General features: G+C 38.5%; 14 protein-coding genes and 1 pseudogene. 6 read left to right on the top strand and 9 right to left on the bottom strand.

The features are described from left to right. Positions 1–163: 163 nt before the first annotated feature. The 3 genes from SAGCYANO_RS06445 to SAGCYANO_RS06430 all read right to left on the bottom strand — a co-directional run bounded on the left by SAGCYANO_RS06445 (position 164) and on the right by SAGCYANO_RS06430 (position 1,264). Positions 164–655 (bottom strand): ISAs1 family transposase, encoded by a 492-nt coding sequence (locus SAGCYANO_RS06445; RefSeq protein WP_255502477.1) that lies wholly within the window; start codon positions 653–655, stop codon positions 164–166. 155 nt (positions 656–810) lie between these two features. Continuing rightward, on the bottom strand, positions 811–1,038 hold the full coding sequence (locus tag SAGCYANO_RS06435; RefSeq protein ID WP_202219317.1) for a hypothetical protein: 228 nt from the start codon (positions 1,036–1,038) through the stop codon (positions 811–813). After that, entirely contained in the window at positions 1,025–1,264 is a 240-nt protein-coding gene (locus SAGCYANO_RS06430; RefSeq protein WP_202219316.1) for a transposase family protein, read from the bottom strand. Before SAGCYANO_RS06430 ends, SAGCYANO_RS06435 begins: the two co-directional genes overlap by 14 nt. Positions 1,265–1,508: 244 nt before the next feature. On the opposite strand from SAGCYANO_RS06430, the gene SAGCYANO_RS06425 reads away from it, so the two are divergent. The 3 genes from SAGCYANO_RS06425 (at position 1,509) to SAGCYANO_RS06415 (ending at position 4,160) form a co-directional block, all read left to right on the top strand. Beyond that, a complete protein-coding gene (locus SAGCYANO_RS06425; RefSeq protein WP_202219315.1) occupies positions 1,509–2,984 on the top strand; it encodes a TIGR03985 family CRISPR-associated protein in 1,476 nt (491 codons plus the stop codon). A gap of 392 nt (positions 2,985–3,376) precedes the next feature. Next, complete coding sequence (locus tag SAGCYANO_RS06420) at positions 3,377–3,934, top strand: HD domain-containing protein (protein WP_202219314.1); 558 nt, start codon at positions 3,377–3,379, stop codon at positions 3,932–3,934. A 25-nt stretch (positions 3,935–3,959) separates the two neighbouring features. Beyond that, positions 3,960–4,160, top strand: coding sequence for a hypothetical protein (locus SAGCYANO_RS06415; RefSeq protein WP_202219313.1), 201 nt, complete (start codon positions 3,960–3,962; stop codon positions 4,158–4,160). Between the two features lie 359 nt (positions 4,161–4,519). Here SAGCYANO_RS06415 and SAGCYANO_RS06410 read toward each other — a convergent pair whose 3' ends face one another. Next, positions 4,520–5,833 carry an FAD-dependent hydroxylase gene (locus SAGCYANO_RS06410; RefSeq protein WP_202219312.1) on the bottom strand — a complete coding sequence of 438 codons (1,314 nt, stop codon included), beginning with the start codon at positions 5,831–5,833 and terminating at the stop codon, positions 4,520–4,522. 816 nt (positions 5,834–6,649) lie between these two features. Beyond that, complete coding sequence (locus tag SAGCYANO_RS06405; RefSeq protein WP_202219311.1) at positions 6,650–7,465, bottom strand: hypothetical protein; 816 nt, start codon at positions 7,463–7,465, stop codon at positions 6,650–6,652. Positions 7,466–7,845: 380 nt separating this feature from the next. Between SAGCYANO_RS06405 and SAGCYANO_RS06400 the strand changes: the two genes are divergently transcribed. Beyond that, positions 7,846–8,202 carry a hypothetical protein gene (locus SAGCYANO_RS06400; RefSeq protein WP_202219310.1) on the top strand — a complete coding sequence of 119 codons (357 nt, stop codon included), beginning with the start codon at positions 7,846–7,848 and terminating at the stop codon, positions 8,200–8,202. Positions 8,203–8,258: 56 nt separating this feature from the next. Next, positions 8,259–8,444 carry a hypothetical protein gene (locus SAGCYANO_RS06395; protein WP_202219309.1) on the top strand — a complete coding sequence of 62 codons (186 nt, stop codon included), beginning with the start codon at positions 8,259–8,261 and terminating at the stop codon, positions 8,442–8,444. A gap of 228 nt (positions 8,445–8,672) precedes the next feature. Here the strand turns inward: SAGCYANO_RS06395 and SAGCYANO_RS06390 are convergent, their stop codons facing one another. From SAGCYANO_RS06390 to SAGCYANO_RS06375, 4 genes are all read right to left on the bottom strand, one after another. Further along, positions 8,673–9,617 (bottom strand): DUF1517 domain-containing protein, encoded by a 945-nt coding sequence (locus tag SAGCYANO_RS06390; protein WP_202219308.1) that lies wholly within the window; start codon positions 9,615–9,617, stop codon positions 8,673–8,675. Positions 9,618–10,242: 625 nt separating this feature from the next. Next, positions 10,243–10,461 (bottom strand): sulfur carrier protein ThiS, encoded by a 219-nt coding sequence (thiS, locus tag SAGCYANO_RS06385; RefSeq protein WP_202219307.1) that lies wholly within the window; start codon positions 10,459–10,461, stop codon positions 10,243–10,245. Positions 10,462–10,472: 11 nt separating this feature from the next. Further along, a complete protein-coding gene (locus SAGCYANO_RS06380; protein WP_202219361.1) occupies positions 10,473–11,555 on the bottom strand; it encodes a thiamine phosphate synthase in 1,083 nt (360 codons plus the stop codon). A 555-nt stretch (positions 11,556–12,110) separates the two neighbouring features. After that, positions 12,111–12,419, bottom strand: a complete 309-nt coding sequence (locus tag SAGCYANO_RS06375) for a hypothetical protein (protein WP_202219306.1) — start codon at positions 12,417–12,419, stop codon at positions 12,111–12,113. Between the two features lie 320 nt (positions 12,420–12,739). Here SAGCYANO_RS06375 and SAGCYANO_RS50040 point away from each other — a divergent pair. Next, a pseudogene (locus SAGCYANO_RS50040) lies at positions 12,740–12,937 on the top strand (ankyrin repeat domain-containing protein); the annotation flags it as partial. Positions 12,938–13,102: the final 165 nt, after the last annotated feature.

Genomic DNA, 13,102 nt, shown 5'->3' with positions numbered 1-13,102 from the left:
TAGTCTTTTCCCCTAAATTATCATACTTATACAGGAAAAATTTATGTCACAGACTCAGTCGCGATCGCTAATATCAGTCGCGATCGCCAATACCAGAACTATTGAAATCGAAAACTAGGGGGGAGTGAGGTTCTGTGTATGGGCCAATTTCAATTCTCAATGACTACAGTTCTAGATTTATAATCATCAGAAAAATCTGCTCCAAATCGTGAGCAATGGTACGAATCGCAGTAGTGAGGGAAGAATAACCATGAAGGCGACAGATAGCGATCGCCAACTGACGAATCACAGAAAAATTAGCAGCAGCTTGAGAGTGCCGAATTAGACTTGTGTCCTCTCGAAACACTACATCTTTAACCCAATGTAGTCGATTCTCAATTCCCCAATGTCCCTGAATTCCTACTGCAAATTCTGCTGCACTTAATTTCAGACTGCTAATGTAGTAAGCTGTTTGATAATAGTCAACACTTGCTCGTGTACCCTGACGCTCAACTCTAATCACAGACTTAATTCCTTCCCACTCAGAGCTAATTCCCAACAGATTATTAAACACAGACACTGTTCTACAAACCACACGATTTCTAGATCTATCTTCTGATATATCAACACTACTTGGTTGTGTTTGTTCAGTTGTTAGTTGTACTTGCTGGTACAGTTTTTTTTTGATTACCCTTGACTGCTATTGTGTAATGGTTACCTCTGTCAATGATTAACTTGACGGTTTTTTTTTGACAATGTAAAGCATCGCAACTAAAAACTACTCCTTCAAGGTTTAAACTAGCCAATATGGCTTGGACAACAGCAATTTCACTACTTTCTTCCCACGTGAAATTGTTCTATGGCTACAGGTACTCCTTGACAATTACTGAACACAGAAACAACATTGACAAAGTCTTGGTAAGAACCATAACAGTCACTGACAGTAGACCTAATACTCTTACCGTCCACTGCTAACCATTCGGCCTCTTGAATTGTTATTTGGTGTTGAGCCCATTGATTGAATACTTGAGCTAATTGAGCAAAATCAATTCTGGTCATAATTCGCCGAAATGTAGACTTCAGTTGGAAAACTCAAAGGCGATAGCTCTAGTTGTTGCTGTAATGCCAGATGATGACGACGAGCAAAATCTTCTAGGGCACAATAGGAGAAACAACCGCTCATTGTACCCATAATTACTAACAGTAATACTAACCATAATGGATAACGTCTCCCTCTAGCAGCTCGAAAATCTGGTAATTGGGCCAATATTTGTAATAAGTTCATTTCTATCTAAGCCCTAATATTGAGAATAGTTAGCTTAACTCAATACTTGACAACAATCATTGTACTCCTCAATATTTTTCTCTGGCGACAATGAATTAGCCCTGCCAACTTTGGGGGGAACAAGAGTCAATTTGCTTCTCAAAGTCCCCCAAAATTGGGGGATTTAGGGGGCTTATATCTAGCAAATGGGACTTCTCAGACAACCTCTTAATAAACTTCTGCCTTTCTTCTTAAAATTAGAATAATGAATCAAGAAAACTTTACAACATCTGATGTTTTTAAATTTTCACCTGATGTTGAATTTTTACAGATATTAGCACGAGGTTCTTTAAAACAAAACTTACCTAAAGCAGTACGTCTTTGGGTAATTTTACGTTCTATATATGGTCCTGAAACAGATCCAATCAAGGTAAAATTGACCGATAAATTTACTTACAATGACTGGTGCGAGAGGTTTTTTACAGAATTTGAGTATCACAAAAATGATAAAATTCCTATCTACCACGACCCTAAATGTCCTTGTGCTAAAACAACTCCTGATTGGCTATTTGAACCAACTATAGGTTCTAATGCACGGGAATGGAAAAAGTCTTTTATTCAGCTTTACCCAATTACCGTACAGCAACTAAATAACTTATTAAATTTTGGCATAATTAATACACAGAAAAACCAGACCAAACAACAAAAAAATCGTTTATTAGCTAAAACACGAAAAAACTTTCAATATGATTTTCAAGCTTTAGTTTCAATGGGTTGGTTGCGGGCGAGACAAGTCAAAACTAATCATCATCTCAATAAATTTAAAACTCAATATATTAAAGTCTCCTCATTTCCTAATTTTCTCACATCTACACCTTCACAAGAAGTTGTCGAACGTCAAGAGGTAGGAAATGTTATTCAAAATGATTTAGCCGATTTTTTTGATGATTTTGGTAGGGAAATTAATCACGAACAACGGTTTTTTTTAGACCTTGAATATATCGTACATCACAAGTTATCATCAAGAATAAATGAGTTCCGGGAAAAACTCAAAGAAATTTGGCATTCTCAGCCTATTCCGCCTATAAAAATCACTTATGTTAGTGCTAGAAATTTTCAAGACCGTCAAGATGATGGGGAAGATTATATAGTCTATCCTGTTTGTATTTACTATTCTCAGCGCGCCCCTTATCTATTTGCTTATGGTCAAACTCCAAAGGATGATAGTGGCACGAAAATAGATTGGTATGATTATCGTCTCGACAGAATAAAAAGTTTAGAGGTATTAGAATGGAATAGAGTTAATCTGCCTAATTTTTCTCTCAAAATTTGTCAATCAAAAACACCAAAGGAAATAGAAAAAAAGAGAAGTGAAGCTTGGGGGTTTGATTTTTATAAGCCCCAAGATGTGCTACTAATTCGCTTCGATCGCTACTTTCATAATCTTTATATTCAAGGCACAGAACGAGAAAAATTATTTCAAAATATTTCTTATAAACAAGCTCAAAGTTTGATTAATAATTCCAAGGATAAATTAGAGCAGAAACAACAACTATTAAGAGTTTTAAAATCTCGTTCTCCCGATGATATTTATTGTCGAATTAACTATCGTAAAGATGATTACAACATAATTATGCGTTTGAGAGCTTGGGGGGCAAAAGTTGAAGTATTATTACCTTGGGATTTGCGTCAAACTATGACTGAAAATATTCAAGATACTTGGAAACTTTATAATAGTTAGAACAAGACTTACGCAAATTGACCTTTAAACCACTATCTGTAGGGGCGTTAGCGGCAGCTCTGCGTTAGCAAATGGCATTCGCCCTCCCCATAACTAGAGTCTGTGCGTAATCCTGTAGAATTCAGAATTCAGGAGTCAGAAAATTACTGTAGTGTCAAAGTTTTGAGCCTGTAAAATCTGACTTTTGACTTTTGACTTTTGACTTCATATTCTCAACCCCTTTCTACCACTACTTTACAGCGCTTTTCAGATTGATAAACCACATCGTCATAACCAAAATTCTGTAAGGGCGTTAGCGGAGCTTTGCGTTAGCAAATGCCATTCGCCCCTACTATGGTCTACTGAAATGAAAACCGCTGTATACTACTAAATAAAAACATATAATCAAAAAAATGAAACTTTCAAATCGTTTTGAACAAGCTTTAGTATTAGCAACTCAACTTCATGCTAATCAAGTCAGAAAAGGCAATAATATTCCCTATATTAGTCACTTACTAAGTGTGGCAGCGTTGGTTTTAGAAGATGGTGGGGATGAGGATGAGGCGATCGCTGCTCTTTTACATGATGCGGTGGAAGACCAGGGGGGAGAAAAAACTCGTGAATTAATTAGACAGCAGTTTGGAGAGAAAGTTATTAGTATTGTTGATAGTTGCACCGAGTCTTTGACAATACCTAAACCACCCTGGCGCGATCGCAAGTTACAGTATTTGGAAAAAATGCGTTCTGCTTCGACTTCTGTACTGCGGGTATCAATGGCAGATAAATTACATAATGCTCGTTCTACTCTAGCTGAATTTTATCAAGAAGGCGATACAGTTTGGCAGAAATTTAAGGGAGGAAAAGAGGGTTCGTTATGGTTTTATCGTAGTTTGCTGGAGATTTATCAACAAGATGCTTCTAATTTCTTGAAAACAGAATTAGAAAGGGTTGTGTGTGAGTTAGAGGGTTGAAAAAGCGACGTTGCTGATTCTGGGTATGATTTTGCCCCCCCTAGCCCCCCAATTTTGGCAGGGTCTATTTATTGTCACTAGAGAAAAATTGATGGGGAGATGGGGAGATGGGGGGATGGGGGGATGGGGAGATGGGGAGATGGGGAGATTCTTATATCTATTTGCTATTTGCACAATTTTTTGTATTTCATATCCATATAAATATTCTCTGACTACAATGAATTAGCCCTGCCCAAAATTGGGGGGAATAATACCAAATTCAAGAAAGATTGTTACAGTAAAATCCGGGGGTCAAAGGATTGGAAAATTGGCACTTGTTTTCTCTCATAACTAACACCTAACACCTAGAAATCAACCACTGTAGCAATATTTTATGAAAATGGTATAAAACTCTAAAAGTCCCCCAATTTTGGGGGGAATAAAACTCTAAAAGTCCCCCAATTTTGGGGGATTTAGGGGGCTTTACCAGAACCAAACAATCGCGCATTATTTCAATCCCAATACTTCAGGTAGATGTACTGATAACTGATAACTGTTAACGCAGTTCTGACCATAGGAGGCTAACTGATAACTGAAATGACTCCTCTACTTAACAGATAACATCTGAGCTAATTCTGGATGACGCCCAAATAAACCAGTCATCACCCGCAAAGACAAAGACTTAAAAATCGGAACTATTCCCATACCCCACAAACCCAAACGACGAACCGCTACTATAGGCAACACACTAGCAGAAAACATTCTATCAAGAAAATCAGTAACCCCTAAAATTACGAAATTCTCCTTTCTGCGCCAACTTTCATAACGCCTTAATACCCGAATATCTCCAATATCCTCACCTTGCTGATGAGCAAACTTAATCACCTCAGCGATCGCTCCTACATCCCGAATACCCATATTCAAACCTTGACCGCCCACAGGATGACAACAATGAGCAGCATCCCCAATTAAAGCTAGACGGTGTTGAACATAGCGATCGCTCTGCATCAACTGTACCGGAAAAACGTAGCGATCGCTCAACAACTCCAACTTACCCAACTTTCCAGCAGTGCGATACTCCAACTTAGCCAAAAATTCCTGTTTATCCAACTCTTGCAACGCCTTCGCCTCAGCATGAGGAGCAGTCCAAACCACCTGACAGCGATTTCCCGGCAAGGGCAAAACCCCCATGGGGCCACTCGGCCAAAATCTCTCAAAAGCAATATTATTGTGAGACTTTTCAGTTTTAATAGTCATTGCCACACAAGACTGCCAATACTTCCAACCATGAGTCCCAATATTAGCAGCTTCACGAATAGGAGACCTCGCCCCATCTGCTCCTACCACCAACCGAGAACGGACAGTCAAACTTTCATTTTCACCAGACAAACTATCTGTATCCTTCTGCTTTAGCTCAACCTCCACAAAATCCGATTTATAATCTACCCGCAAAACTTCCGCTGGACATAACCAAGTAAGTTGTTCGCAGTCTGCCAAAAATTCCTGCATTGCCGTCAACATCACCTGATGTTCTCCCACATAACCCAATCCCTCCTTTGAACTTGGCCTTTTACCAGTAATAGCCAAATCATCAGGATAAAATTGGACAGTACGGGGATAATTACCATCAGAAAGACTAATTTGCTGATATGTAGTGATGTTAGGCAAAATTTGTTGCCAAACTCCGATGCCATCTAATATTCTGCCAGATGTTAAGGAGAGATTATAAGCAAGTTTTCTAGCTGCAACTACAGACTTAGGTTGACTTTCAATCAATGCCACTTTTAAGCCAGAATTTTTCAAAGCACAAGCAAGAGCAGTGCCAGCGATACCCCCACCGACGATAACTAAATCGTAATCTAATTTTGGTTTGACAGTTGTTTCAGATAGAGAATTTTGGGAAAGTTGCTCCATTACCATATTTATCAAAAATAATCAAGTGTCTAGTAATTTATACTCTCCCTATATTGTGGCGCAACTTTTCAGAAAAATCTGAGTGATTTGTGACTGAAGAAGGAAACAGGAGTCAGGAGTCAGCAGACAGGAGTCAGGAGTAGTAGTGGCGTGACACGCCTAAAATGGTGCATCGGGTAGGGGCGGGTTCCGCGTTAAGTTAATGGTTTTACCCAGGACCAGGTAAACCCGCCCCCGCACCAATAATCTAATGTACAGTAGTAGGGGCGGGTTCCGCGGGTAGGGGCGGGTTCCGCGTTAAGTTAATGGTTTTACCCAGGACCAGGTAAACCCGCCCCCGCGTTAAGTTAATGGTTTTACCCAAGACCAGGTAAACCCGCCGCCGCACCAATAATCTAATGTACAGTAGTAGGGGCGGGTTCCGCGGGTAGGGGCGGGATCCGCGTTAAGTTAATGGTTTTACCCAGGACCAGGTAAACCCGCCCCCGCGTTAAGTTAATGGTTTTACCCAGGACCAGGTAAACCCGCCCCCGCACCAATAATCGCTCTGCATAGTTTTAGCTGTGTCAGTCCAGTAGGGTGTGTGAGCGGAACGAAGTGGAGTATCACGCACCATTTTTCTGAAGAAGGAGACAGGACTCAGGACTCAGGAGTCAGAATTTTCAGTAGTAGGGTGTGTGAGGGGAACGAAGTGAAGTATCACGCACCATTTTTCCCCATTGGAGTTTTGCTCAGTTACGCTGTCGCTAACAGCACCCTACTAAATTAAGCAGCAAACAGAGATTTTTTTTCTGCCAAAAACATATTTTGAAATTTATTTCCTTAACCATAAACATAAGCAGTTTTAGTCATAGGATGAAAATTTATCCATTCCCGTTGTTGTTGCAAAGCTTTAAACAAATAATTTGTTCCTTGAATCATTGGCATAGGAAATTGTTCTAATTTTTTTGGAGATTCCAACAATTTTTTAGGTAGACGATACTTAAGTGAAAATTCTGCAATTAACGGTAAATTATCTGTTGTATTTAAATACCATAAACTTAAATCTGTTTTCACAATATGTTTGTCTCCAAATTGTAAATTTGCTAGTTTCTTTACCACTTCAAAAGCCCGAAAATTATTGACTAACCCAATTGAAGTTTGTTCGGGAATATCAAGAGCTTTTAAACCAGGAAATAATTTCGCAACTTGTTTAATATTTTCAAAGTTAGGCTGCCGATCTTTAGTTACAGATATTGACTGAGAAAATTTGCTTTGAAATGGCGGAATTATATCTTCTTCAAACTTAGTCTTACCTGGTTTTGTTGCCGACAAATCCTGTGAAGCTGACAAATAGCGGTCTGACTCACGATGTTTGAGAGTTATCTGATATTTTGGTTGATGATATTTTTTTTCTCGCCTAATTCTCAGGATAAAACCATGATGACGTAAATCAAAATTTGGTGTATCTAAGTAATAAATGTGTCTATATTTTTCTTCAGTTTGTTGGCTAATAACTTTTCCTTTAAACTGTTGTGTCAATGACCCAACTAAATTACCAAATCTTTCTACAGTATGAGTACGGTCATAAAATTGATTAATGTTGAGAATTAATTTGTATTCTCTGGAATTAATTGCTTGGTTGCAGTTCTTCATCACTAATTCTTTATTGCATCTGTGTACGAGTTATAATTACCTCAAACTTATTGATTCAAGTTTTAAGTTTGAGGATATTTTTTACCAGATGCGACCCTGAGATAGCTGATAGTTAATTTGTGAAATATATGGATTAATATAATAACTATTCACATTATATTTTAGACAATAACATTTGCCTAAAATATCCTGGCTATGCTACTATTATTAAACAACAATCAAATATTGATAAATTCCGAAGTAATCTTACCAGGACTTACGCAGAGACTCTACATACAGGGAGGGCGAATGCCATTCGCCCCTACAGATGGTGTGTGATTTGATATTTTGCGTAAGTCCTGCTTACTATAAATTCCATCGCATCTACTAGAAATCAGAAAATTTTGTCGATTAAACAACTTTTACATACCAGGAATTTGAAAAGTTTTACCCCTTTCATTCTTAGAGCCAATCAGCAATATATTAAAAATCAAAAACAAATATTCCCCACCCTTACAGGAATTAAGAATGGGGAATATTACAGTTTAACAAACAGTACACTAATTGGTATTACTGTAGGCGTAATGATAAATGGAGACAAGCAACATTTAGAACGGGAGCAAGATGCTCCCACTGCCTATACTATTACGCTGAAAGCTGAGTGCTGTTTGCGGAGCATTCCGGTACGGAAAATGCTAATAGCTAGCAAACCGCCAGGTTCATGTTTGACAATTAGTGCGAGCATCTTGCTCGCGTCATAAATTATCATAATTACCCGATGTCCTAACTATAGTGGCGACTCCTATAGAACCCCTGAGTGGATCTATTTAAAAATAGAGAAGGAGATGGGGGATGGGGGGATGGGGAGATGGGGAGATGGGGGGATGAGAGTATTTTCCTACCTGCAAGGGAAGCTACCAGGTTTGCTATTGGGCGACGCGGGGTCTCATCCGCTGGCCTCCCCATTCTCGTTCCTGAATTTTCACTGGCTCGCTCAGACTGAGGACGGAAGCCAAAAGCACATACCGCGTCCAAAGATACCAAATAGGTTCTATATATAAAAAATCAGTTGGGGTGCGTTACGCTGCCGCTAACGACACCCTACTCCAGTGACAAAAATAATCAGAACGGGAGCAAGATGCTCCCACTTGCTATACCCCGATCAAAATCATCACAACTTCGGTTCTTCCTTCCTTCTTCCTTCTTCCTCCTTCCTCCTTCCTTCTTTTGATTAAACCAATTTAAGATTTGGATACTCAGCAACCATATCCTCAGATGTCAAAGTATCACCACTCGCTTGAGGTGTCCATAAAACTTCAACAGCTAATAACTGCTCGCTAGAAATACTACCAATTTGACTTAAAGCACGTCTGACATCTTCCGTACTATTAATAACTGGTAACTGTAATTTACTTTGAGTACCAACAACAACAGTAACCACAATATATTCCCCTGGTGCTTCTACTTGCTGAGTTACCAGTTCACCATTAGTCTCACTAACAGACAGAGAAGTTTGAAGGTCTTTATCAATTAATTTATTATTGTAATTAGAAAGAGTCTCCTCAGAAAACTTACTGCGTTCAGCCAAAGCATACTGATTAAACTTTGCTTCTGCCAAGTCTAGCTTTGCTTGTTCACTTTGGGCAGATCCATAAGCCCAATATTCAGGGTGACGCAATAAAGATAATGTAGCTTCTTGGAGAACTTGCGCTCTACCCGCAGCAGAACCAGTATCAGCATTTTCAGCTATTCTATCAAGGTCTGTTTGTAAACTGCGACCTTCCGCCAATAAACCAACTTGTACACTAGCAACAGAAACTGTAGGATTATTACTATAGCTTTCAAACTCATCTCCCTGAGTTGCTCTTCGGAAACTACTAACTAAGAAATTAGCGATCGCAATAAAAATCAAAATTGTAAACAGACTACCAAACCCACCGAAACCAAAGAAAGGTAGTAAAAATGGGAAACCAATACCTCCTCTAGGATAGTAACCACCTCCAGGACTACGGGTAGGTGATGCATAGGTACGACTAGGCATTCTAAATGATCCACCGCCCATACGACCTCCACTTCGAGCGGCAAAAGCTGCATCAGCTTGACTGAAGACTAAAGTAAACACTAGCGCTATGGCAAAGACAGATTTTACAATCTGGGAAAGCAGTTTTTTATTCATAAATAAATAATTGTTATTATTGCTATACTTCTTTTTCTTTAAGTAGTTCTGCATAGTAATGGTATACAGGAAAAAGCAATACCTGGCACGGGAGCAAGATGCTCCCACTGTTTTCGTAACAAAAATCAAGACAATGCACAACCATTACAATACATCACCACCCTTCTTTAATGTATAGCTTTCTTTCTAGACTTTGCAATCAAAACTGAGTGTTTAATTATTGGGATATCCGTACTTGAGTTACTAGATATCAAAAGTTACAGCATATTTCGGGCAAACGATGTACAAGACCTGAATGGTAAAATTATTGTAGTGCGGGCATCTTGCCCGCTAGATGTTTACCTCACGGGCAGCGGGCAGTACTGTATGTAGTCGAGGTTACAGTCTAGGTAGGAATTTACTTAATACTTAATTATATAGCACTATAGTTTTGAGTTGCTATAACCATATATAAATATAAATCCCCGTTTTTAGTCTATCAAATCTAGTGCAGGATGGCGCAAATAACTGACCAGTCACAAAATCCTAAAAGCCTTACCAATCAATACTTTTGACTTTTAAATTTTGACTTTTAACTTCCGCGTAGCGGCACTAACTTCTAACTTCTAACTTCTGACTTCTGACTTCAATCAACACCTCCTCCCACAATAGTAACTATTTCCAACTTGTCCCCTGCTTGTATTTCAGTTTTGTCCCAAAATTGTCTATGTAAAATCTCACCATTATATTCCACAGCTATTAACCGAGGGTTTAGCCCCAACTGCTCCAGAAAATTAGGTAAAAGTGTATGGGGTAAACAAGTATGGGTTTCTCCGTTAACTTTGAGCGTAATTTGACTTGACATTCTAGTAATATTTAGATTTTTTCTGGTAATATATTGTGAGAGCGTAGGGCTTGATAGCGATTTAGTTGAGAAAGAAAATATTGAGTTACTAAAGTTGGTTGCTCTGCCTGCATAATTGCCCTAACTACAGATACACGCTCCGCACCAGAAGATAAAACTTCATCACAATTTTGCATATCAATTCCACCAATGGCAAACCAAGGAATAGTACAATTATTCACAGCATAACTAATGTATTCTAAACCTGCTGCTGGTTTATCTAACTTAGTAGGAGTTTCATATATTGGCCCTACTCCAATATAGTCCGCTTCTTCTTGAATAGCTCCCTTCATTTCTTCTGGGTTTGTAGTGGAACGACCTACAAGTTTCTGAGGGCCAAGCAGTTGTCTAGCGAGCTTAACTGGTATATCATCCTGTCCGAGATGAACTCCATCTGCATCCACAGCGATCGCCAGGTCTACTCGGTCATTAACAATAAATAGAGCGCCGTAGCGATGGCAGAGTTGAGAGAGTTTTTGAGCTTCTGTCAATCTTGTTATATCGTCTGCTGTTTTGTTGCGGTATTGGACAAGAGTTAACCCTCCCTGAAGAGCTGCTTCTACTATATTGATTAATTTATCGTTGGGTGAGGTAACTAGATAAAGGTAGGAGTTTTGCAATTGCTGATATCTTCTATAGGCGAGAAGTCCACTTTCTATAGTGTAAACTCGGTAACGTATTTGTTTACAAGCGGAACCCATCTGAGAATTATAAATTTTTCCGTATTCTTCTAAAACTCGTAGTGCTTCTTCTAAGCGACAGAAGTTAACCTGTAGTAGTTGTTCAACATCTGAGCGTTGCTCTTCCTGTGGATGAGTCAATTCTGTACCTAGATCGCCAGGGGTATTTCGGGACATTCTTAATTCTGTACTATGCCAACTGCCGATCTCTTGACGTAGTTGTTTACATTCATTTGCCCAATGTATATTATTGAGGCCAAACCGACACCATTCTTCTATAATTCTTAAACCTTCTCTGGCCCTATCTAGGTTAGCATCCAAAATTCGGCGAACCCCAGGCTGTACATTTTGACCCCAATTATACTTATCGTTCATAATAATTGCCCTATAAATTTTCAACATAACTATAATCCTGCTCTCTAGAATACTAAGGGGCAGATTATGACAAATTTTGCTACTAATATAGATTGTTTTATCGTATAATATTGCCTGCAATCTATAAACTAACTATGGTTCAGATAATTTCTGAGATATTGTAGCTATCAATATTTATGACCACAGGACAAAAAGAAAGATTGTCAGGCCATATTTAGAGAAAATGCTGACTCTCAGGCTAGAAATTTTGCTGAATTAAAAAATTAATTGTTTATATAGTTAGCGGATAGCGATGATCGAAAAATTTTAGCGATCGCTATGAGTAACTTCGTTTTTAACTGTTGATTTACAGATTATATTGCTAGTTAATTTTGATAGGGCAGTAGTGGATATCTTTGAGGGCGATCCTAAGTCTAGATTTTATTTAATTTCTCATCAAACAACAATATAATTTTTTCTGATAAGTGCGATCGCACAAGATAGATGTGCGATCATTTTGAATAGCAACCCGGTGGTTAAATTTACAGACAAGGCTACAGTATAGACTCTACAGGATTAAACAGAATAAGCTACCCATCCAATTGTTTCAGTAGTGTGATTACCATCTGAGAGTGTTTCCTTACCACCATTTGCAACTAATTCATTCATTCGGATCTTAAATCCAGTAGTTGTAACCTCAGCAAGACGGACTCCTGGATTATCTGGTCCATTAAAGGTTTGAACCATAGGAATGACAATTACAGTTGTTCCTTCTGGAAATGGTGTAGGAAAGTCAACTTGTGTAAAACGGCTAAGGTCACCGCCTTGTGTAGCACTTGGTCCTGGGGAGTTTAAGTCAACGGAACCTGCTTGCATCATACTCATAATTATTTATTTCTTTGATAATTTATGGAGTTAATTGTTCATTTCATATTTTATCAGCTCAAGAGGAAATTAATCACCTTACCAAATATTTGTATTAAGGACATTTCTATATGTGAATCAGTCCAAGTCCAATTATCGGATAAGCAACTGGTCTAAATAGGGTTTGCGTATGGAAAGTCTTTTTGCTGGGGTAGGAGAATAGGAGACAGGAGAAAAGGGTCGGGAGCGAGGAGGTAGCGGAGCATGACCTAGGAAATTCTAAGAAATACCCTAGCTATTTGTAGCAAACATTTATTGAATTGGTATGACATAATGCTACTCAGGATAATGAATCTCAAGTAATAAATATACTAATTGCTCATGTCGCTCAGGTTAATGCGAAAAAGAACAATGAGAATACTCCACTACATTATGCAAGTAAAACCCAGGAAATCACTGCTTTACTTATTAATAAAGGAGCAGATTTTAATACTAAAAATAATTATGCTGAAACCCCCCTAAATAATATCGACAACTAGGCAGTAGTAGAGTTTATTAAGAGTAAAATGGGTGAGAAGAATAAAGAATTTCGGGTAATTGCAAAGTTCCATTTCTATCTCTAAAAATAAGTTTTGCTAGATACATTAAGACTTATATCCTGGCCGCTTAAGCCTGTGATAGAACTTTTTTCCCTCCTGACCAAA

Source organism: Okeania sp. KiyG1, from assembly GCF_014132355.1.
Taxonomy (GTDB): domain Bacteria; phylum Cyanobacteriota; class Cyanobacteriia; order Cyanobacteriales; family Microcoleaceae; genus Okeania.
The sequence above is the reverse complement of the archived record's forward strand: the minus strand, read 5'-3'. Positions and strand labels throughout refer to the sequence as shown.

Excerpts from the sequence above, each read along its gene's own strand:
- SAGCYANO_RS06435 (WP_202219317.1), bottom strand. The coding sequence starts at position 1,038 with ATGACCAGAATTGATTTTGCTCAATTAGCTCAAGTATTCAATCAATGG.
- SAGCYANO_RS06430 (WP_202219316.1), bottom strand. The coding sequence starts at position 1,264 with ATGAACTTATTACAAATATTGGCCCAATTACCAGATTTTCGAGCTGCT.
- SAGCYANO_RS06425 (WP_202219315.1), top strand. The coding sequence starts at position 1,509 with ATGAATCAAGAAAACTTTACAACATCTGATGTTTTTAAATTTTCACCT.
- SAGCYANO_RS06420 (WP_202219314.1), top strand. The coding sequence starts at position 3,377 with ATGAAACTTTCAAATCGTTTTGAACAAGCTTTAGTATTAGCAACTCAA.
- SAGCYANO_RS06415 (WP_202219313.1), top strand. The coding sequence starts at position 3,960 with ATGATTTTGCCCCCCCTAGCCCCCCAATTTTGGCAGGGTCTATTTATT.
- SAGCYANO_RS06410 (WP_202219312.1), bottom strand. The coding sequence starts at position 5,833 with ATGGTAATGGAGCAACTTTCCCAAAATTCTCTATCTGAAACAACTGTC.
- SAGCYANO_RS06390 (WP_202219308.1), bottom strand. The coding sequence starts at position 9,617 with ATGAATAAAAAACTGCTTTCCCAGATTGTAAAATCTGTCTTTGCCATA.
- thiS (WP_202219307.1), bottom strand. The coding sequence starts at position 10,461 with ATGTCAAGTCAAATTACGCTCAAAGTTAACGGAGAAACCCATACTTGT.
- SAGCYANO_RS06380 (WP_202219361.1), bottom strand. The coding sequence starts at position 11,555 with ATGAACGATAAGTATAATTGGGGTCAAAATGTACAGCCTGGGGTTCGC.
- SAGCYANO_RS06375 (WP_202219306.1), bottom strand. The coding sequence starts at position 12,419 with ATGAGTATGATGCAAGCAGGTTCCGTTGACTTAAACTCCCCAGGACCA.